Here is a 20,426-nt window from a genome sequence, read left to right as displayed (position 1 = left end):
GGGATTTCCGTCCTTGGGGGAACTGATTTGAGCGCCATCTTCCACGCCGGCATCTCCGGAGCGCGGGGCCGTATGGGCCGGGCCGTCTCGGCCGTTCTGGACGCCCGTGAGGACGTCGTCGTCGCCGCCCGCTTTGATCGCGGCGAGACCCCGGACCTGTCGCTGTGCGACGTGGTGATCGACTTCTCGACCCCCGAGGCCTCCGTCGAACTGGCGCAGACCTGCGCGGCGCGCGGCGGCCCGGCGCTGGTCATCGGCTCCACCGGCCTCACGCCGGAGCAGGATGCCGAAATCCTCAAGGCCGCCGAGACGGTCGCCATCGTGCGCAGCGGCAACTTCTCGCTCGGCGTCAACATCCTGATCGGTCTGGTCGAGCACGCCGCCCTGCGTCTGGACGCGCGCGACTGGGATATCGAGATCACCGAGGCCCATCACCGCCGCAAGGTCGATGCGCCCTCGGGCACCGCCCTGATGCTGGGCGAGGCCGCCGCCAGCGGTCGCAACGAGGACCTCGAGGACGTCCGCGCCGCCCCCTGGGACGGCATCACCGGCCCGCGCGAGAGCGGCAAGATCGGCTTCTCGTCCGTGCGCGCGGGCGGGATCATCGGCGAGCACACCGTCCTGTTCGCTTCGGACGACGAGATGCTGACCCTCAGCCACTCGGCCATCGACCGCTCGCTGTTCGCGCGCGGCGCCGTGGCGGCGGCCGCCTGGGTCCGCAACCGCAAGCCGGGGCTGTACGACATGCAGGACGTTCTTGGTTTCAGACAAGCCTGACGGCTTGTCCGCACCGTTTCGCGGCGCGCTATCGCTCGGCTCGCGGAGCCTCGCTGCTTGAGCGCATCAGGATCATCTTCTTCCGCCAGCTAGCCAGGCCGCGTCGGGTCGAGAAGGCTGAGCCTTCTGACCGCGGCCCAAAAGGAATGCATTGAGCCCGTCAGGGCTCAGTGCACGTGCACCCGGTGGCGGTGGCGGCCGCCGGTGAACAGCGTCTTGATGAAGAAGAAGACGGCGATGACGATCGCATAGCCCAGGAACAGGGCCAGCACGGTCATCCAGAAGCTCAGGGTCAGCAGCGGCGGCAGGGTCAGGGCGGCGCCGTCCAGCACCGGGCGAATCACCCCGATCAGGATGTGCACGAAGGCCGCGCCCAGCGCGGTCGCCCACAGACGGCTCCACGCCGGCATGACCAGAGCCGCGATCACCGCGATCAGCAGGCCCATGACCTGATTGACGCCGTCGAACCCGCCCTGCGCCAGACCGAAGAGACCGGACAGGAAGGCGGTGATTGAATCGATGAGGGACTCCATACCGAAGGTCTCCGTCTGCATACGGCCAAGCCTGGCCCGTTCGCAGGGTTAACGCCGGTCTCGCGGAATCGCTCCCGAAGGCCGGATCAGCGCCCCGTGGAGCCGAAACCGCCCGCCCCGCGCATCGTCTGGTCCAGCGCCTCAACCTCGATCATGGTCGCCTGCTCGTGGCGGGCGATGACCATCTGGGCGATGCGCTCGCCGCGCTGGATCACGAAGGGCTCCTGACCGTGGTTGATCAGGATGACCCCGACCTCGCCGCGATAGTCGCTGTCGACCGTGCCGGGGGAGTTCAGGCAGGTGATCCCGTGCTTCAACGCCAGGCCCGAACGGGGCCGCACCTGGGCCTCATAGCCCGGCTCCAGCGCGATCTTCAGGCCGGTCTTAACCAGCGCCCGAGCCCCCGGGGCGAGCGTCAGGGGCTCCCCCTCCGGCAGGGCCGCGCGCAGATCCATCCCCGCCGAACCGGTGGTCTCATAGGCCGGAAGCGGCAGGCCCTCGGCGTGCGGCAGGCGTTCGACGCGGACGGTCGTCATGGGCGCGGGTCTTTCTGGCTCAGGCCTTGAAATGGTCAGCAATCTTGGCCGCCAACTTGCGGGCCACCTCGGTCTTGGACTGGCGCGGCCAGACGTCGGCGCCGCCGTCCTTCGTGAACAGGGTGACCGCATTGCCGTCGGCGCCGAAGACGTCGTCCGACACGTCGTTGCCGACGATCCAGTCGCAGCCCTTGCGGGACAGTTTGGCGCGGGCGTTGGCCTCAAGGTCCGAGGTCTCGGCGGCGAAGCCGACGACCAGCTTCGGACGCGCCTTACCGGGCTTGGAGACGCCGGCCAGAATGTCCGGGTTCTCGATCAGGGCCAGCGACGGCGGGCCGCCGGGAGCCTTCTTGATCTTGCCGGACGCGACGCCGTCAACGCGCCAGTCGGCGACGGCGGCGCTCATCACCGCGATGTCGGCGGGCAGATACTTCTGGACCTCGGCCTGCATCTCGCGCGCGCTCTCGACCCAGATGCGCGTAACGCCGACGGGGGCGTCGATAGCGACAGGGCCTGATACGAGGGTCACCTCGGCGCCCAGTTCGGCCAGAGCCGTGGCGATGGCGTAGCCCTGCTTGCCGCTGGAGCGGTTTGTCAGGCCCCGAACAGGGTCGATGGGCTCGAAGGTCGGACCGGCGGTCACAACGGCCCTACGGCCCGCCAGAGGGCGCCCATCGGGACCGGCCAGCAGACCCTGAATGGCCGACAGGATGGCGGTGGGCTCGGCCATGCGGCCCGGTCCGAACTCGCCACACGCCATTTCGCCCTCATCCGGGCCGACGACGGCGACACCGTGGAAGCCGTCAAAGCCCTTCAGGCGCTCCACATTGGCCTGCACCGCCGGATGCAGCCACATGCGGACGTTCATCGCCGGGGCCAGCAGGACCTTCTTGTCGGTGGCCAGCAGGGTGGTCGACGCCAGATCGTCGGCGAAGCCATTCGCCGCCTTGGCGATCAGCCCCGCCGTCGCCGGCGCCACCACCACCAGATCGGCCCAGCGCGACAGCTCGATATGGCCCATGGCCGTCTCGTCCTCGGGCATGAACAGGGCCTGCCGCACCGGATGGCCGGTCAGGGCCGCCAGCGACATGGGGGTGACGAACTCGGCCCCCGCCGATGTGAGCAGGCTCATCACCTCGGCGCCCGACTTCTTCAGAAGGCGCACGAGCTCCAGCGCCTTGTAGGCGGCGATGCCGCCGCCGACGATGAGCAGGACCTTGCGTCCGGACAGCGATGCCGTGGTCATCCCCTTGATCTAGCGACGCCGTCCACCGCCGTCGAGTGACGCTTCAGCGAAAGAGAACATTGCAAGAACTGTTAACCTGTGGTTAGGCTTGTTTCCGGTGGGTTTCAACGTAGGAGGGTGCGATGCGCAGAACGACGATGATCGTGGCCGTGGGGGCCGCATTGGTGGTGGGATCGGCGGGACTGGCCGGTTGCGGGGACGGGGGCTCGGCGGTCGAGACCCGGGACCGGGCGGCGGAGGGCGCGGCGGCGACGCTGACCTCCGCCGAAGGCCCGATGGAGGCTGTTGAAGCGCCGGTCGAAAAGGCCCGCCCGGTTTTGACCGCCAACCGACGCGAGACGGTGGACGCCAAGGTGGCGCGACTGTTCGAACGCAACGGCGCGGATTTCGGCGCGCGCACGGCCGAGGACTATCTGACCAGGGTGAAGGCCTTCACCAGCCGGCCGCCGGCGGACGTGGATCGGGCTGAGCGCCCCAACGGCGATGTGCTGCTGTATCAGGCCTCGACAAACACCTTCGCGGTCGTCTCGCGCGACGGCGTGGCCAAGACCATGTTCAAGCCACGTGACGGCGCCGCCTACTGGGCTGAGCAGAAGGCTGCGGCCCCCGACTTTGGTCGGCGGCGGTCAACGGGCAACGAGGGCGGCGGTTGAAGGCGACGAGGACCTCAGTCCTCGTCGGTCTCCTTGCGGTCGGCCATATCACGGATCAGCTCAAGCGCCAGCTTTTGCTGCCGGGTCGACAGCTGCGGCGCCAGACGGCCGATCTCGATCGTATAGCGGGTCGCCGGGAAGTCGTGCTCGAATGCGGTTTCGCCTTCGGCCATACCGGCCAGCTGGGCGCCGGTCAGACCTTCGAAGAAGTAGCCGATGTCCACCTTGAAGAACCGCGCGATGTCCCAGAGCTTCGAAGCCGAGATGCGGTTAGCGCCCTTCTCGTACTTTTGAATCTGCTGGAAAGTCAGCCCCAGGGCGCGACCGAGATCGCTCTGGTTATAGCCGAGGGCCAGCCTCTTCTCGCAGACACGCCGGCCAACATGCCGGTCCACGGGATGAGGACCATCCTCGCCCTTGCCTCTCGCCATAGTCATATGCCTTTTGGAAGTCGATAATCGGCCAAGCCTGAATGCGCCGCCAGCGGGGCTGTGTCACCAAAAAACGCAGAAATCAGGGCGGCCACAGACGGTTAGTTGCCCTTAAGGCGCCGTCTTTCCCGCTGGGCGGGAATCCTTTCGCAAGCGCAGTGACCGATAGGGGAATCGCTCTTAAGGAACAACGGTCTTGGAACGAATCAGCCGACGCCACGGAGCCGTGACAAGCAATCCGCCGAGAACGGCCAGCCAGAACAACAGGTCCCCGACACGGCCGTACAGGGTCACACCGGTCGGCGCCGGAAGGCGGGCGTCAATGACGCCGCTCTCGCCCGGGTCCAGTCTCTGGCCGTCAATCACACGACCCCAAGGGTCGATCATCGCCGACACGCCGGTCGGGGTCGAGCGGACCACCGGCAAGCCGGTCTCGATGGCGCGATAGCTGGCCAGATTCAGGTGCTGGACCGGTCCTGACGTCCGCCCGAACCAGGCGTCATTCGAGATGTTGACGATCCAGCCGGGCCGCCCCGCCGCGCCGGGCGTGAAGCCCGGGTAAAGGCTTTCGTAGCAGATCAGCGGCTGGGCCCGCGGGACGCCGGGAATGTTGATGGGCGCAGGCTTCGGTCCATGGCTGAAGTCCAGCGGCATATGGGTCAGGGCGCGAACACCCAGGGCGCTCATCACCCCGCCTGCGGGCAGGTACTCGCCGAACGGAACCAGCCGGTATTTGTCATAGACAGCGGACACCCGCAGCCCCTCGCCGCCCTGATCCGTCAGGGCGAACAGGCTGTTGAAATAGCGCGCCCCTTCCCGCGCCGAGGGATCGGCCTCGCCTCGCCCGAGACCCAGGATCAGGCTCTGGCCCGGCTGGACCGCCCGGGCGATGGCCAGGGCCTCGGGCGCGCCCGGCGCGAAGACATCGTTGGCCGAGGCCGGCAGGGCCCCTTCCGGCCAGATGATCAGATCGGGGGTCACCGCGCCGGGACGGGCCGTCAGGTTCACATAGCGGTCGACAATCCCCTGATAGGCCTCGGGCGTCCATTTGGTCGCCTGGGGCACGTCGGCCTGAACGATGCGCACCACCGTCGGGGTCAACTCCAGCCGGGCCGACGAGAGGCGCGCCGCGCCGCCGATCATCAGCACCGCGAAGGTCAGGGCGCCGAGAACCGCCGTGACGATCCGGGCCTTCCGCGACCCGGCGTTCAGCAGCGGGCCGAAGGCGGCGGCGGCCGCCACGGTGACGAAGCTGAGGCCATAGATCCCCGCCAGGGCGGCGAACTGCGACGCCGCTGATCCCGCCTTCCAGCTGGCCCCGGCCGGGTTCCAGGGGAAACCGGTCAGCACATGCCCCCGCAGCCATTCCAGAAGGCAGAACAGGGCGGCGAACAGCAGAACCCGGGTCATGCCGGACGGCAGGAAGCGGCGATACAGGGCCGTCGCCGTTCCCCAGAACAGGGCCAGACCGATCGGCAGGGCGGAGGCGGCGAAGGGCGCCATCCACGCCTGCGCCGGGTTGACCAGAAACGCCTCGGCCACCCACCAGCAGCTGATGAAGAAGTAGGCGAACCCGGCCAGCCAGCCCATCCAGAAGGCGCCGCGCACCGTTGTGGAGCGCTCCGACAGGAACATCAGCAGGGCGTAACCCAGAAGGCCGGGCAGGATGCCGAACGGCGGATGGGCCAGCGCCGCCGCCGCGCCGGCGGCCAACGCCAGACCGATGCGGCCGAAACGCAGGATCAACCGCGCGCGGGGGCTGTCGGCATCAGGCGTCGTCGGGAGAATGCTCATCCACCGTGTATGGGTCGGCGACGCCCAGACTGGCAAGGATGGATCGCTCCTCGGCCTCCATCTCCTCCGCCTCGGCGTCGTCCTCGTGGTCGCGGCCCAGCAGGTGCAGGACGCCGTGGACGGTCAGATGCGACAGGTGATCCGACAGGGTCTTGCCCTGTTCGACCGCCTCCCGCGCACAGACGCCGTAGGCCAGGGTCAGATCGCCCAGATGCGGAAAGGCGCTCCCGGCCGCAGGAAAGGACAGGACATTGGTCGGCCGGTCGCGGTCGCGGAAACGGGCGTTGATTTCGCGCACGCTCTCATCGTCGGTCAGCAGAACGACGATGTCGCCCTTGATCGTTCCCAGCGCCGCCGAAGCCGCACGGTTCACCACCGCCTCGACCTGCGGCAGGGCGGCGGACCAGGCCTCGTCCTCGACCTCGATCTCGATCACCGGCGCGGCTCTTCCAGATCGGGCGACGGGGCCGCCGCATCGGCGTCATAGGCCCGCACGATGCGCTCGACCATCGCATGCCGGACCACGTCCTGCGCCTCGAACTTCAGAACGCCGACCCCCTGCACCGCGTCCAGAATTCGCAGGGCATGGGGCAGGCCGGAATCCCGGCGGTTCACCAGATCGATCTGCGAGGGGTCGCCGGTGACGACCATCCGCGCGCCCTCGCCCAGACGGGTGAGGACCATCTTCATCTGAAGGCGGGTCAGGTTCTGCGCCTCGTCGACGATGATGAAGGCGTGACTGAGCGTGCGGCCCCGCATGAAGGCGATCGGCGCGGCCTCGATCTCGCCCTTGTCGCGACGGCGACGGACGTCGTCGGGACCGAGGATGTCGTTCAGCGCTTCCCAGATGGGGGCCAGATAGGGATCGACCTTCTCGTTCAGATCGCCGGGCAGGAAGCCAAGCTTCTCCCCTGCCTCCACCGCCGGGCGGGTGATGACCAGCCGGTCCACCTGTCCGCGCCGCAGCAGGGAGGCGCCGTAGGCGGCCGCGAGGAAGGTCTTGCCCGTCCCCGCCGGACCGACCCCGAAGGTCAGCTCGCAGCGGGACAGAAGCTCCAGATAGCGGGCCTGGGCCGCCGTCTTGGGCGCGATGGCGCCACGCCGACCAACCGGCAGGGCCACGGCGTCGGGCGCGACCGAGCCCTGACCGGCGCGCGGCTGGGCCACGGCGGCGCCCAGCGCGGTCCGGACGTCGGCCTCGGTGATCTCCACACCCTGATCGGCGCGGTCGGCCAGGACCTCGATGACCCGCTTGGCCTGGGCGCGGTCCCGCGCCGAGCCGTTGATGGAGACCCCGCCGCCGGGCGTTTCGACCAGCACCTTGAAGCGGTCCTCGATCAGGGCGATGTGCCGGCTGTTCGGACCGATGACCGCGTGAAGGGCTTCATCGCCCAAAGCCAGAAATTCACTCTCTCTCGCCACTAGGCCGCTTTCTTCAGAAGTGTGCCGCTGAGGGACTTCAGGCCGCCGCTCTCGATCTTCACCGGAACGATCTGGCCGATCAGTTGATCCGCGACGCCGTCAACATACACCGGCTGAAGCCAGGGCGAGCGGCCGGTGACGTGGCCGTCGAACTTGCCCGGACGCTCGAACAGGACCGGGATGGTCATGCCCGCGCGGGACTCGTTGAAGGCGGTCTGCTGTTCGAACAGCAGGGCCTGCAGCGCCTGCAGCCGTTCGCGCGAGACCTCGGCGGGGACCTGCGCCCCCATGGTCGAGGCGGGCGTGCCGGGACGCGGCGAGTACATGAACGAGAAGGCAGAGGCGTAGGTCACCCGTCGGACCAGATCCATCGTGTCCTCGAAGTCCCGGTCGCTCTCGCCCGGGAAGCCGACGATGAAGTCGCCGGACATCGCCATGTCGGGCCGGGCCTCGCGGATGCGCTCGATGAGGTCGAAATACTTCTGACGACCGTGCTTTCGGTTCATCAGCCGCAGGATGCGGTCCGAGCCGGACTGCACCGGCAGGTGAAGCCAGGGCATCAGGACGTCCAGATCGCGGTGCGCCTGGATCAGATCGCCCGACATGTCGTTTGGATGACTGGTCGTATAGCGAATGCGGTCCAGCCCCGGCACCTCGGCCAGCAGATAAGCCAGACGGGCCAGCGTCGACGGCTTCCCGTCCAGCCCCTCGCCGTCATAGGCGTTGACGTTCTGGCCCAGCAGGGTGACCTCGCGCACGCCCTTGGCCGCCAGTTCGCGGGCCTCGGACAGGATGGCCGCCACCGGGCGCGACCACTCGGCGCCGCGGGTGTAGGGCACCACGCAGAAGGTGCAGAATTTGTCGCAGCCCTCCTGCACGGTCAGGAAGGCGGTGAAGCCCTCGACGCCGCGTTCGGCGGGCAGGGCGTCGAACTTTTCGTCCGGGGCGAAGTCGGCGCCGATCCGCTCGCCGCGCGCGCGGGCGGTGCGGGTCAGCAGTTCCGGCAGCTGGTGATAGGCCTGCGGGCCGACCACCAGATCGACCGCCGGCTGACGCTTCATGATCTCCTCGCCCTCAGCCTGGGCGACACAGCCCGCCACGGCGATGGTCATGGCGCCGTTTTTGGCGTCCTTCAGCTCGCGCATCTTGCCGAGCTCGGAATAGACCTTCTCGGCCGCCTTCTCGCGAATGTGGCAGGTGTTCAGGATGACGAAGTCGGCGGTCTCGGCGCTGTCCGTCGGGGCATAGCCCAGCGGGCGCAGCACATCGGCCATGCGCTCCGAGTCATAGACGTTCATCTGGCAGCCGTAGGTCTTGATGAACAGGCGCTTGGGCGCGGCCTGCTTCCCCGACGGCGGGACGAGGGTATCGGTCATGGACGGGCTTTTACCGCCCGACGCGCCTTCCAGCTAGCCGATATCCGCCGGATCGACCCGGGCGGCGTGACGGGTGAAGATCAGGCCTTCGCGGTTCGACGGCTCGGCGCCCTCGATGGGCGTGCCGTACAGTTCCAGCTTGTGGCCGATCAGCTTGAAGCCGAGGCGTTCGGCGATCTCGGTCTTCAGGCGCTCGATCTCGGCGTCGAAGAACTCGATGACCTCGCCCGACTTGGTGTCGATCAGGTGGTCGTGGTGATCGTCGCCGGCCTCTTCATAGCGGCTGCGGCCGTCGCCGAAGTCGTGCTTCTCGACCACGCCGGCTTCCTCGAACAGGCGGACCGTGCGGTAGACGGTGGCGATGGAGATGTGCGGGTCGATGGCCGAGGCCCGGCGGTACAGCTCCTCCACATCCGGGTGGTCAGCGGCGGCGGAGAGCACCCGCGCGATCACGCGACGTTGCTCGGTCATGCGCATGCCGCGGTCGGCGCAGAGTTTTTCGATCCGGTCCATGGCGCAGGAGAATAGGCGGCGTCGGCGCTCTAGGGAAGCCGCCCCGGCAAGTTCAGCGCGAGAAGCAGGGCGTCGACATGCGAACAGTCCGGACGCGCATAATAGCGGGGCCGACGACCGGCCTCGGTGAAGCCCGCGCGGGCGTACAGGGCGCGGGCGGCGACGTTGTCTTCCGCCACCTCGAGGAAGACCCGATCCGCCCCGGCGAGGGCGGCGGCGGCGGCGCCCTCGGCGACCAGACGGGTCCCCTCCCCGCCCCTGCGCGCCTCGGGCCGGACCGCCAGAGTCAGGATTTCCGCCTCGTCGGCGACGGCCCGCATCAGGATGAAGCCGTGGTCCTGCTCCACCGCGAAGACGCCCGGCTGGTCCAGCAGGGCGGCGAAGGCGGCGGCGTCCCACGGTGCGTCGAAGGCGGTGGCGTGCAGGGCCGCGAGCCGCTCCGCCTGTCCCTCCGGCGCGCCGGTCACGCGGACGCCGCCCGGGGCTGACCTCGGGGCTGGCCCGGCAAGCGGGTCGGCGGCGTGGCGTCGGGCGCCCGAAGATACAGGGGCGACGGCGGCGCCTGATCGGGGCGGGCGGCGGCGGTCAGACGCGCCAGCGCCTCGGGAGAGGCGCCGGGCAGGTCCGTCACGATCAGGCCGGACGCGGCCGCCGCCAACAGCGCGGCGCCTGTCCCGACGAGGGTGGCGCCGGCGCCGAGGGCGGCCACCCGCTCGGCCGCCTGCTCCAGAGACAGGGCCTCGGGCGGACCGTCCGCCGCGCCGTCGCGCCAGAACCGGGCGTAGACCTGCCCCCGACGGGCGTCGATCAGGGCGGCCGTCGTCGGTCCGTCCACGGAGGCGGCGAGCGCATCAAGGGTGGAGACCCCGACCACCGGGCGATGCAGGGCGGCGCCCAGTCCCTGGGCGAAGGCCAGGCCGACCCGCAGGCCGGTGAAGGAGCCCGGCCCCACGGTCACGCCGATCCGGTCGACGGCGTCGAACCCGCCCGCCTCGGCGACGGCGTCGCGGGCGAGGCCGCCCAGTCGTTCGGAGTGGCCCTTGGCCATGGCTTCGGAGCGCAGGCCGAGCGGGCGCGCAGTCCCGTTCTCAACCTCGAAAACACCGGCGGTGCACAGGCCGAGCGCCGTATCAATCACCAGAACCTTCATGCGCGACCTTCCCCGGGCGCGCCGCACAGGACCGGGTTCAGGATGCGGGCGCCAGCGCCGTTACAATCCGGGCCAGAGCCTGCCGCAAGCCCTTGTCGGGAATACGCGGGAAGGCCATCGCCACGGCGCGCCCGTCGGCCGTGCTGCCCAGCGCGCGCAGCATGTCCGCCTCGCCCGCCGCGGCGCCCTCGATCGCCGGGAAGAAGGCGTCCACCGAGGCGCCCAGCACCACCGCCGTCCGATGCAGGCGCGAGGCGGAGATGCGGTTCTGGCCGGTCTCGTATTTCTGCACCTGCTGGAAGCTGACGCCGATGCGCTGGGCCAGCGCGGCCTGCGAGAGACCGAGCGCCGAGCGCCGAAGGCTGATGCGGGCGCCCACATAGGCGTCGATATGATCCGGGGCGGCGGCGCGGGCCATGGCGGCTCTCCTGTTCGATACCGAACAGTTTCACAAACACCCCAAGATTGCAACAAAAGAGTTTCATCAGAGATCCAGCCGGGCGACGACGGCGGAGACGGCCCTGATCCGCGCGCGTGGTAACCGTTCCTCGACGGACAGACCGCCGGGGCCGCCGCGAACGATCAGATCCTCCCCCTCGGACCGGTCGTAGATCCGGATCAGACGGGCGCCGTCCGCGAGGTCGATCACACAGCCCTGATCCCGGCGCGGCCAGCGACCGGGGGCGTACTCCAGCGTCACGCCGGATGCGGCCCAGGGGGCGAGATCATCGGTGGAGAGCTGGACACGGCGAAGGGCGGTCGGTGCGGCCGCCGCGAAATCCCTGCCCGCGCTCTCCAGACCGTCAGGCGTGGACGGCGACCGGGCGGACGCATCGGACAGCAGCAGGGCCAGGGCCTCCGGGGTCGCATCGACCGCGCCGGTCAGGCGGCGCTGGACATCAGGGCGGAACAGGCCGGGGCGTTTGCCCGCCTCATACAGGCCCCAGCCCTGACTGGTCATGCCGACCCGGGCGCCCGCCTCGGCCTGGCTCAACCCGCGCGCGCGACGCAGGGCGGCAAGCGCTTCGCCAAGACGCAGGGCGTCACTGTCACTCTCAAACCGGGGCATGATGTCTTATGGCCCGCGTCGGTCGGCAGGGCGAACGAAATCGTTTCAAGTTCCAGACCGGCGCGCGGACCAAACCGCGCTCAAGCAGCGAGCGACCGCGTCGCGAGCGGTAGCGCCCTTAAATGACCTGTTCGACGGCGGTCACTTCGGGGACGTAGTGCTTCATCATCTGCTCGACCCCGGCCTTGAGGGTGGCGGAGGACGACGGGCAGCCGGCGCAGGCGCCCCGCATGCGCAGGGACAGGACCCCGGTCTCCGCGTTGAAGGCGTCGAACAGGATGTCGCCGCCGTCCTGGGCCACCGCCGGGCGGATGCGGCTGTCCAGCAGCGACTTGATCTCGGCGACGATCTCGGTGTCCTCGCCGTCCGGGTCGGCGCTGTCGAACGTCCCGCCGCGGAACAGGGGTGCGCCGGAGACGAAGTGATCCATGATGGCCGCCAGGATCGGGGCCTTCATCTGGTTCCACTCCAGCCCCTGGGCGTCGCGGGTCACGGAGATGTAGTCGTAACCGAAGAAGACCGAGGTCACGCCATCCAGTTCGAACAGGGCCTCGGCCAGCGGCGAGGCGGCGGCCTCGTCGATGTTGACGAAGTCGCGGGGATCCTCCGACACGTCCCGTCCCGGCAGGAACTTCAGGACGTTGGGGTTCGGCGTCGGTTCGGTCTGGATGAACATGAGGGGTAAGTGCGCTTCCGGCCCCGCCCATTCAAGAGCCGCAGGGCAACGAGAGGGTGAGGGGCTCAAGCAGCGATCCGCCGCGCGGCGAGCGTTGGCCCCGAGATCATGCCAGGTCCTCGATGTCCTGTTCGGTCAGGGCGCCGGGGACGATGGTGACGGGAAGCTTGCGACCCGTGAAGGCGGCGCCCTGTTTGACCACGGCGGCGACCAGCGGGCCGGGGCCGCGACTGCCCTCCCCCGACGCCAGCACCAGAATCTTGATGTCGTTGTCTTCCCCGACGACCTTGCGGATGCAGCCCTGCGGCTCCCCGCGCTCGATCAGCAGGATGGGGGTCGAGCCGGAGCGTTCGGCGGCCTCCCCGGCCCAGCGGTTCAGTTCGGCCTCGGCCTCGGCGCGAGTCTGGCGCTCGATCTCCTCGCGCACGCCGGCCCAGTGGGCGTCGGATGCGGCGGGCGGGATGACGCGCAACAGCACGACATGGCCGCCCGTTGAGCGGGCCCGGCGCGAGGCATAACGCAAGGCGCCCTCGAACTCGGGGCTGTCGTCCACGACGACGAGAAACTTCCTGGGCATGGTTCGCCCTCCCTCAGCCGACAACGTCTAGCAGATCAGGTCGGGGACCGCGAAACGGCCCCTGCCGCCCACCGGAGCCGAAGAGTCCGCCATGTCCGGGCCGGACTCCGCAACCTGTTGAATTTACTCAACCGGACTCATCAAAAACACCGGACATATCGGACATAGCCGCCTCGGCGCCCTGCTGTCGGCTGTCAGAGTCCGGAGTATGACACGCCGGTACGTCAAAATTGGACGTACCGGCGCATCAGCAGCCTGCTCGAGGCGTCAGCGGGCCGAGGACGCGATCTCGCGGATCGAGGCGTTGGCGATGGTCAGCTTGGCGAAGGTCCAGCCCGAGCCCGAGGTCTCGATCTCGTCCACCGAGGCCCGGACCGCCTCGACCATGGCCAGACGTGAGCCGATCCAGTCATCGACGGCCTTCTCGGCCGCGGCCTCGCTGGCGCCGACCGCCACGCTGGAAGCCTTGGCCACCGCGCGGGTCAGGATCATCTGCTCACCCATCAGATCCTCGATCATGCGGCGCACGGCCAGACGGTCGAAATGATCCACGGACGGCACGGCGCCCGCCGCCGCGCGCAGGCGGTCGAAGTCGAAGGCCGCGCCGACCTGGTGGTAGAGCATGGCCATGGCCGGTTCCGGCCAGCCCGCCTCACGCGCCAGATCGCCGATGTCGGCGGTGGCGACCAGAGGACGCAGCATGGCGAAGTCGCGGGCCATCTCTTCCGACGCGCCGAGGCCGACGAATTTCTGGACACGGGCTTCCAGACGGCCTTCCTCGAAGCGGCTGAGGACCGCGCCGCCGGCGGCGCGGAGGGCGTCGGCGGCCGAACGGTAGGCCGCGATCAGTCCGTCCACGGTCGCGCCGTCACGGGCCGCCCGGCGGGCCAGCCAGAAGGTCTGGCGGCGCAGCACCGTCGAGATTTCCGTATAGAGCGCCGTCTGGGCCTCGGCCGGGATCTTGCCGTCCAGCGCCGAAACCGCGTCCCACGCCTCGTCGAGGCGGAAGATCTGGCGGGCCGCCTCGAAGGCGATGACCATGGCGCCGGTGTCGCACTGTGCCGACAGGCGCAGACGTTCCGGGAAGGTCGCGCCGCACATGTTGACGATCTCGTTCGACAGGATGGTCGAGATGATCTCGCGCTTCAGCCGGTGGCGCTGCATGTCGGCCTCGAACTTCGCCAGCGGACCGGGGAAGTAGCGCACCAGCGTCTGTTTGAAGAAGGCGTCGTCCGGCGCCGTGGTGGTCACGATCTCGTCAAACAACTCCAGCTTGGAGTAGGCGGTCAGGACCGCCAGTTCCGGCCGGGTCAGCGGCGTGCCCGACGCCTTCATCTCGGCCAGACGCTGGTCGTCCGGAAGGCCCTCGACCTTGCGGTCCAGCTTACCCTTGCCGCCCAGCCACTGCATGAAGCGCTGCTGGGAATCCAGCGCGGCCGCGCCTTCGGCCTGTTGCAGGGTCAGCGCGAGGGTCTGGTCGTAGTTATGGACCAGAACCTTGAGGCCGACCTCCTCGGTCATCGAGGCCAGCAGGGCGTTGCGGTCTTCCTGTTTCAGCGCGCCCGAGGCGATGGCCGCCCCGGTGAGGATCTTGATGTTGACCTCGTGGTCGGAGCTGTCGACGCCCGCCGAGTTGTCGATGGCGTCGGTGTTGATGCGACCGCCGCTGCGGGCGAAGGCGATACGGCCCGCCTGGGTCAGGCCCAGGTTGGCGCCTTCGCCGATGACCCTGGCGCGAACCTCGGCGCCGTCGATGCGGATGGCGTCATTGGCCTTGTCCCCGACCTGGGCGTCCGTCTCGTTCGGCGCCTTGATGTAGGTGCCGATGCCGCCGAAGTAGAGCAGCTCGGCCGGAGCTTTGAGGATGGCCTTCATCAGGGCCGCCGGGTCCAGAACGTCGTCCTGGATGTCCAGCGCGGCCTTGATCTCGGGGCTGAGCTGGATCGACTTGGCCGAACGCGAGAAGACCCCGCCGCCTGCCGAAATCTTCGACGTGTCGTAGTCCTGCCAGGACGAGCGCGGCAGTTTGAACATCCGCTCCCGCTCGACCCACGACGAGGCGGGGTCCGGGTTCGGGTCGATGAAGATGTCGCGGTGGTCGAAGGCGGCGACCAGCCTGATCTGCTTCGACAGCAGCATTCCGTTGCCGAACACGTCGCCCGACATGTCGCCGACGCCGACGACTGTGAAGGGCTCGGACTGGATGTCCTTGCCCTCCTCGCGGAAGTGCCGCTTCACGGCCTCCCAGGCGCCGCGGGCGGTGATGCCCATGACCTTGTGGTCGTAGCCGACCGAGCCGCCCGATGCGAAGGCGTCATCCAGCCAGAATCCGTAGGAGGCCGACACGCCGTTGGCGATGTCCGAGAAGGTCGCGGTGCCCTTGTCGGCGGCCACGACCAGATAGGGATCGTCGCCCTCCCAGCGCGTCACGGCGACGGGCGGGACCACCGACCCGTCACGGGCGATGTTGTCGGTCACATCGAGCAGGCCCGACAGGAAGGTCTTGTAGGCGCGAATAGCCTCGGCCTGCTGGGCATCGCGGTCGCCGCCCGCGCGGACGATGTCAGCCAGCTTCTTCGGGAAGAAGCCGCCCTTGGAGCCGACCGGTACGATGACGGCGTTCTTGACCTGCTGGGCCTTCACCAGACCCAGAACCTCGGTGCGGAAGTCATCGCGGCGATCCGACCAGCGCAGACCGCCCCGGGCGACCGGACCGAAGCGCAGGTGCACGCCCTCGATATAGGGCGCCCAGACGAAGATTTCGCGGAAGGGCTTGGGCAGGGGCAGGTCGACCAGCTCGCGCGAGGCGATCTTGATCGAGATGTAGGGCTTGGGCTGACCGTCGGCCCCGACCTGATAATAGTTGGTGCGTTTGATCGCCTGAACCAGCAGCGACAGACGGCGCAGGGCCTTGTCGTGGTCGAGGCTCTTCACATCCTGCAGCAGGTCGTTGATGTGGCCGGCCAGATCGGCGACCACGCTCTCGCGCTCGGCGACGTCGCCGTCGATGTCCGGGCTGAATTTGGCGTCGAACAGGGCCAGGATGGCGCGGGCCACGGCGGGATAGTCGCGCAGGGCCTCTTCCTGAACCGCCTGGGACGGGTCCAGACCCGTTTGCTGGCGATAGCGGGCGAGGGTGCGGATCAGCGCCGCCTCGCGCCAGTTCACGCCGAGCTCCAGCACCAGACGGTTGAAGCCGTCGCTTTCCGTGCGGCCGTTCCAGACGGCGACGAAGGCCGCCTCGAACGGATCGCGGACGGTGGCGAAGTCCAGATCGCCGCCGCGCGGGTCCTCCATCAGGAATTCGTGGACATGGATTTCCGGACCGCCGGCGGGTTTCAGGGCGTAGCCCCATTCCTCAAGCGTCTTCAGCCCCATGTCGGCCAGGATCGGCAGAACATCGGACAGCGGTACGGCCGAGCCCCGGCGGTACAGCTTGAAGCGGAAGTTCAGCGAGCCGTCGCGATCCGTGCGGAAGGCGCGCACGGCCACCGGTTCGCCCTCACCGACCTCGCCGGTCGCGTTCAGAGTGTCGATGGCCCGATAGTCGCGCACCGCCTCGGCGGCGTCATAGCGGTCGCGGTAGGCCGCGCCGAAGGCGTCGGCCCAACGGGCGCTGACCGGTCCGACCGAGACTTCATCGACATCGGCGGCGCGCAGGGCGCTCTCGAAACGGTCGATCCAGCTGCGGCCGGCCTCGGCCACCTCGGCGTCCAGCGCAACCTGATCCGGGCACGGATGATCGCCCGGCGTCACGCCGATGATGTAGTGGATTCGGACCAGGGGCTGATCCGACAGCTGCGGATACCAGGCCGAGATCCGACCGCCCCAGGCGCGGGCGAGAATGGCGCCGATCCGTTCACGGACCGAGGCGTCGAAACGCTCACGCGGGATGAAGGCGAGGATCGAGACGAAGCGGTCGAACGGATCCTTGCGGGTGAAGGTCTTGATCCGCGGGCGGTCATGCAGGTGCAGGATGCCCAGCGCGATATCGAGCAGTTCGTCCTCGGTGACCTGGAAGAGTTCATCCCGGGGATAGTTGTCGAGGATGTTTTTCAGCCGCTTGTAGCTGTGGGTGCCTTCCAGCTTGCCCGCGCGGGCGAGTGCGTTGGCGACCTTGCGGCGGATCAGCGGCACCTCCGACGCGGCCTTGTCATAGGCCTCGGCGGTGAACAGGCCGACGAAGCGGGTCTCGCCGGACGGGCGGCCGTCGGCGCCGTAGCGCTTCACCCCGACGTAATCCATGTAGGAGCGGCGATGGACGCGCGAGCGGACATTGGCCTTGGCCACGGTCACCGGCTCGGACAGGTCCAGCTGACGCTTCATCTGCCGGGTCAGAACCGCCGGCTCCGACGCGCGGCGCAGGACAGTGCGCTCCGGGTCGGCCAGAACGCCCAGACCCTCGCCCGACTGGGAGAGGGGCGCCTCGGCCTCGTAGCCGCCGGCGTCGTCGCGGGGATAGTCATAGTCGCGGGCGCCCAGGAAGACGAAATGGTCGGCCGCCAGCCAGCGCAGGAAGGCCAGGTTCTCGGCCAGAACCTCGGGATCGACGCCGGGGGGCGAGGCTTCCAGATGGGCGATCGACTTACCGATCAGCTCATTCATGGCGCCGTGGGCGGTCACCGCCGTGCGGACGTCCGCCAGGGTCTGGGCCAGAGCCTCTCCCAGAACGTCTCGACGCTCCTGCGGCAGGGCGTCCAGGACCACGAGGATGACCGAGATGCGACCCTTCGGCGTCTCGATGATCGGGTGATACATCGAGCGCACGGTGACGCCGGCCTCGGCCAGTTCACCCATCACGCTGTCGACCAGGAAGGGCTTGTCGTTCTGGACGATGCTGAGAACGTCGTAGCCGGTGTTCGCGCCGCGCGCGCCGGTGTGCGGACCGACGCTGATGCGCGCCGGGTCGGCCACGTCGCGCTCCTGAACCGTCTTCCAGACCGCGGCCAGCAGGGCGGCGAGGTCCGCTCCGTCCAGCTCCGGCGTTTCATCGGCGGCGTAGTCTTCCAGAACCTGGGCCAGATAGGACTTTTCGGCGGCGCCCGGCGGATGACCGTTCGCGGCGGCGAAGTTCGCCTCCAGCGCCTCCAGGGTGATCGCCTGAGGGAGCGTGGGGGCGGAGGCGCCGGTCATGGAGAAGTCTCGTATGGCGCGGCCCCGTCGGGCCGCCGGTGATGGACACAGACTAGGCCGGTTGCGCACAGGGGCAAGCCGTCCCGTCAGACGGGGTCACTAGGCCAGCCCGGCGACGGCGGGAACCCCCAAAAGAGACGGCGCCGGCCCCTTTTCGGAGGCCGGCGCCGGTTATCAGTGATCAGTCAGCGGACGGTTCAGAAGCGGACGTTCATACCGATCCGGAAGGCGTGCAGCTCCATCTCGTCATTGCTGCGCGTGATGTCGGTGCCGGTCGTGTTCGGCGCCAGGATGAACGGATTGGTCACCGGGGTCGTGCCGGTGTTGCCGGCGCGGACGATGTAATCGCCGGGGGTCAGGCTGGTGTAGAGATACTCGCCGGTAACCGACAGATTCGGGGCCAGACGCCACTCCAGACCGGCGCCTGCCTGCCAGCCGTCAGCGTCATCCTCGTCTTCCTGGACGACGAAGCTGTTGGCCGTGTTGGTGGTGCGGAAGCTGTTCTCGATGCCGCCATAGGCCGCGCCGCCGGTGATGTAGACCAGGGCCGGGCCGGTGGCGAAGCCGACACGGGCGCGCAGGGCGGCCATGTCATTCAGCTCGCGCCTGAAGACGTAGTTGGCCGGGGTGCTGCTGAAGCCGGTGACGGTGTCGGTGAGATTGACGGCGCTCCATTCCGCCACGACGCCCGCGACAAACGACCCGAACTGCCAGTCATAGCCCGCGCGGATAGAGCCCTCGACGCCCGTATTGTCGCTGTCGCAGCCGCCGGCCGCTTCGGACGTCAGCGCGCCGCCGCCGCAGAAGCCCGGCGCGAAGGCGTCCGTGGCGCCCGCGGTGGTGACGGTCTCACCGAAGGTTCCGTCCAGATCGCGGTCGAAGATCAGGGTCTCGTCCGACTGTTCCTTGTTGTCGATCCCGCCGCCGTAAATCCCGATGTAGGGGCCGCTCCAGTCCGGGGTGGACTGGGCGAGGGCGGGAGCGGCGACGCCGGTCATCAGCAAGGTCAGGGCGGCGGCGGGGAGAAGATATTTCATAGGGCTCTTCCGGATTGAGAAACGGTTCGGCCCCCGCCGCGGACCATCAATCCGCAAGACCGGCGTCCCGTTCCTCGCGCCGGCCGGTGACCGGCGGCCTGTGGCCCGAAAGCCGCACCCCATCGTCCGCCGGAGAGACGGCCTGAAACGAACAAGGCCGCCGAACTTGCGTTCGGCGGCCTGCTTTCGGACCAGCGCCCAGGAGGGGGGAGGGTGGCGCTGATCGTTTCAACCGCGGGCTTTGGGGGGAGGGGAGGGCCCGCGGCGACAGTGAGGAGATAGGAGCCGGTTGTGGCCAATCAAGGGCGCCGGCGTGGCTCAATCCGGCTTCGGCTGCGGCGGGTTGACGCGGCCACGCTTGGGCTTTGGCGTCGCCTCGGCCTTTTCGTCCGTCGCGTAGGGCTCTCCATCGCCCGAGAGCAGGATCGCCATCCAGCGCGAGCCCTTGAACTCCGCGAGGATCGCCATGGCCATCACCGCCAGCGGGGTGGACAGGAACATGCCGACCACGCCCCAGACCTTGCCCCAGAAGGCCAGGGCCAGCAGCACGACGACCGGATCGATGTTCTGGTTGTCGCCCTGCATGCGCGGCTGGATGAAGTTGCCGCTGATGAAGAGGATGGCCTGAAGGCCGCCCAGCAGGATCGCCGCCGGCCAGTAGCTCTCGAACTGGACCAGGGCGAACAGGGGCGGTGCCAGACCGGCGATGGCGCCGCCCAGCACCGGAATGAAGCCGACGATGAAGATGACGAAGGTCCAGAACTCGGCGTTCTGGAGCCCGACCACCCGCATCAGGACCCAGGCGGCGGCGCAGATCATGACGCCGGTGACGGTCTGGACCCACAGATAGCCCTCGACCCCGCCGCGAACCCGCTGAAACACCTCCAGAGCCTCGGCGCGGGCCGTGCGGTCCGGGAACATGTTGACCAGCTTGCGCCGGAAGCCGCTCTGCGAGGCCAGCAGGAAGCCCAGGTAGATCATGACGAAGATCGAGCCGGTGACCACGCCCTGCGCCTGACCGGCGATGGTCATCAGATACCCCCGCACATCGATCTGGTTGATCAGGTCGGTGGTGGTCGGCGGATTGCTGACGCCGACGAGGGCCGAACCGTCACGCAGGATCTGGTCGATGCGCGGGCCGATGTTGGCCGACACGCCCGAGGCGTCGGTGAAGAAGCCGTAGGCGCCGTTCACTATGAAGGCGATCGAGGCGAAGAAACCCACGACCACCAGCAAGAGGGCCGCGGTCCCCGCCAGATGCCCCGGCAGACTGGTGCGGTTCTCGATGGTCCGCTTCACCCCGTCGATCATGATCAGAAGGAAGATCGCCATCGCCAGCGGCGTCAGGATGTCGGCCATCCAGTAGACGGCGGCGCCGACGCCGACGACGGCGAGCGCCACGAGGGCATTGCGGGCCACCGCGGAGGTGGGAACGGCGATGGGCGATTTCATGGGCATATGGTCAAGGTCTCGTCAGGGATCGTCAATCGCCCTTGAACCGCG

The 20,426-nt window shown here is 68.7% G+C and carries 20 protein-coding genes; 2 read left to right on the top strand and 18 right to left on the bottom strand.

Annotated elements, in window-relative coordinates:
• Positions 1-27 precede the first annotated feature (27 nt).
• Positions 28-777 (top strand): 4-hydroxy-tetrahydrodipicolinate reductase, encoded by a 750-nt coding sequence (gene dapB, locus FKQ52_RS00380; RefSeq protein ID WP_141625335.1) that lies wholly within the window; start codon positions 28-30, stop codon positions 775-777.
• A 167-nt stretch (positions 778-944) separates the two neighbouring features.
• Here dapB and FKQ52_RS00375 read toward each other — a convergent pair whose 3' ends face one another.
• The 3 genes from FKQ52_RS00375 to coaBC form a co-directional block, all read right to left on the bottom strand.
• Positions 945-1,310 (bottom strand): hypothetical protein, encoded by a 366-nt coding sequence (locus FKQ52_RS00375; protein ID WP_141625334.1) that lies wholly within the window; start codon positions 1,308-1,310, stop codon positions 945-947.
• Positions 1,311-1,396: 86 nt separating this feature from the next.
• Positions 1,397-1,846 (bottom strand): dUTP diphosphatase, encoded by a 450-nt coding sequence (gene dut / locus FKQ52_RS00370; protein WP_141625333.1) that lies wholly within the window; start codon positions 1,844-1,846, stop codon positions 1,397-1,399.
• A 19-nt stretch (positions 1,847-1,865) separates the two neighbouring features.
• On the bottom strand, positions 1,866-3,092 hold the full coding sequence (coaBC, locus tag FKQ52_RS00365) for a bifunctional phosphopantothenoylcysteine decarboxylase/phosphopantothenate--cysteine ligase CoaBC (protein ID WP_141625332.1): 1,227 nt from the start codon (positions 3,090-3,092) through the stop codon (positions 1,866-1,868).
• A gap of 122 nt (positions 3,093-3,214) precedes the next feature.
• Between coaBC and FKQ52_RS00360 the strand changes: the two genes are divergently transcribed.
• Positions 3,215-3,745, top strand: a complete 531-nt coding sequence (locus FKQ52_RS00360; protein WP_240811692.1) for an S-type pyocin family protein — start codon at positions 3,215-3,217, stop codon at positions 3,743-3,745.
• A gap of 14 nt (positions 3,746-3,759) precedes the next feature.
• Here the strand turns inward: FKQ52_RS00360 and FKQ52_RS00355 are convergent, their stop codons facing one another.
• The 15 genes from FKQ52_RS00355 to FKQ52_RS00285 all read right to left on the bottom strand — a co-directional run bounded on the left by FKQ52_RS00355 (position 3,760) and on the right by FKQ52_RS00285 (position 20,375).
• Positions 3,760-4,182: a helix-turn-helix domain-containing protein gene (locus FKQ52_RS00355; protein WP_370450993.1), complete on the bottom strand. Its 423-nt coding sequence runs from the start codon at positions 4,180-4,182 to the stop codon at positions 3,760-3,762.
• Positions 4,183-4,356: 174 nt separating this feature from the next.
• Positions 4,357-5,970, bottom strand: a complete 1,614-nt coding sequence (lnt, locus tag FKQ52_RS00350) for an apolipoprotein N-acyltransferase (RefSeq protein WP_141625331.1) — start codon at positions 5,968-5,970, stop codon at positions 4,357-4,359.
• A complete protein-coding gene (gene ybeY, locus FKQ52_RS00345) occupies positions 5,945-6,406 on the bottom strand; it encodes an rRNA maturation RNase YbeY (protein WP_141625330.1) in 462 nt (153 codons plus the stop codon). Before ybeY ends, lnt begins: the two co-directional genes overlap by 26 nt.
• Entirely contained in the window at positions 6,403-7,392 is a 990-nt protein-coding gene (locus tag FKQ52_RS00340) for a PhoH family protein (protein ID WP_141625329.1), read from the bottom strand. The genes ybeY and FKQ52_RS00340 overlap by 4 nt, the downstream gene beginning before the upstream one ends.
• Positions 7,392-8,768 (bottom strand): tRNA (N6-isopentenyl adenosine(37)-C2)-methylthiotransferase MiaB, encoded by a 1,377-nt coding sequence (gene miaB / locus FKQ52_RS00335; RefSeq protein ID WP_141625328.1) that lies wholly within the window; start codon positions 8,766-8,768, stop codon positions 7,392-7,394. The genes FKQ52_RS00340 and miaB overlap by 1 nt, the downstream gene beginning before the upstream one ends.
• A gap of 33 nt (positions 8,769-8,801) precedes the next feature.
• Positions 8,802-9,281, bottom strand: a complete 480-nt coding sequence (locus FKQ52_RS00330; protein WP_141625327.1) for a Fur family transcriptional regulator — start codon at positions 9,279-9,281, stop codon at positions 8,802-8,804.
• 29 nt (positions 9,282-9,310) lie between these two features.
• The gene (locus FKQ52_RS00325) at positions 9,311-9,748 is read right to left on the bottom strand and encodes a GNAT family N-acetyltransferase (RefSeq protein ID WP_141625326.1); all 438 of its coding nucleotides are present in this window, start codon (positions 9,746-9,748) and stop codon (positions 9,311-9,313) included.
• Positions 9,745-10,431: a tRNA (adenosine(37)-N6)-threonylcarbamoyltransferase complex dimerization subunit type 1 TsaB gene (gene tsaB / locus FKQ52_RS00320; RefSeq protein WP_141625325.1), complete on the bottom strand. Its 687-nt coding sequence runs from the start codon at positions 10,429-10,431 to the stop codon at positions 9,745-9,747. Before tsaB ends, FKQ52_RS00325 begins: the two co-directional genes overlap by 4 nt.
• A gap of 37 nt (positions 10,432-10,468) precedes the next feature.
• Entirely contained in the window at positions 10,469-10,849 is a 381-nt protein-coding gene (locus tag FKQ52_RS00315) for a helix-turn-helix domain-containing protein (RefSeq protein WP_141625324.1), read from the bottom strand.
• Positions 10,850-10,915: 66 nt separating this feature from the next.
• Positions 10,916-11,500 (bottom strand): helix-turn-helix transcriptional regulator, encoded by a 585-nt coding sequence (locus tag FKQ52_RS00310; protein WP_141625323.1) that lies wholly within the window; start codon positions 11,498-11,500, stop codon positions 10,916-10,918.
• A gap of 118 nt (positions 11,501-11,618) precedes the next feature.
• Positions 11,619-12,176, bottom strand: coding sequence for a NifU family protein (locus FKQ52_RS00305; RefSeq protein WP_141625322.1), 558 nt, complete (start codon positions 12,174-12,176; stop codon positions 11,619-11,621).
• Between the two features lie 106 nt (positions 12,177-12,282).
• On the bottom strand, positions 12,283-12,753 hold the full coding sequence (locus FKQ52_RS00300; protein ID WP_141625321.1) for a universal stress protein: 471 nt from the start codon (positions 12,751-12,753) through the stop codon (positions 12,283-12,285).
• 267 nt (positions 12,754-13,020) lie between these two features.
• A complete protein-coding gene (locus FKQ52_RS00295) occupies positions 13,021-17,886 on the bottom strand; it encodes an NAD-glutamate dehydrogenase (protein WP_141625320.1) in 4,866 nt (1,621 codons plus the stop codon).
• 197 nt (positions 17,887-18,083) lie between these two features.
• Entirely contained in the window at positions 18,084-18,923 is an 840-nt protein-coding gene (locus FKQ52_RS00290; protein ID WP_141625319.1) for an outer membrane protein, read from the bottom strand.
• Positions 18,924-19,241: 318 nt separating this feature from the next.
• Entirely contained in the window at positions 19,242-20,375 is a 1,134-nt protein-coding gene (locus tag FKQ52_RS00285; RefSeq protein ID WP_141625318.1) for an AI-2E family transporter, read from the bottom strand.
• Between the last annotated feature and the right edge of the window lie 51 nt (positions 20,376-20,426).

This window comes from Brevundimonas sp. M20, from assembly GCF_006547065.1.
Taxonomy (GTDB): domain Bacteria; phylum Pseudomonadota; class Alphaproteobacteria; order Caulobacterales; family Caulobacteraceae; genus Brevundimonas.
The sequence above is the reverse complement of the archived record's forward strand: the minus strand, read 5'-3'. Positions and strand labels throughout refer to the sequence as shown.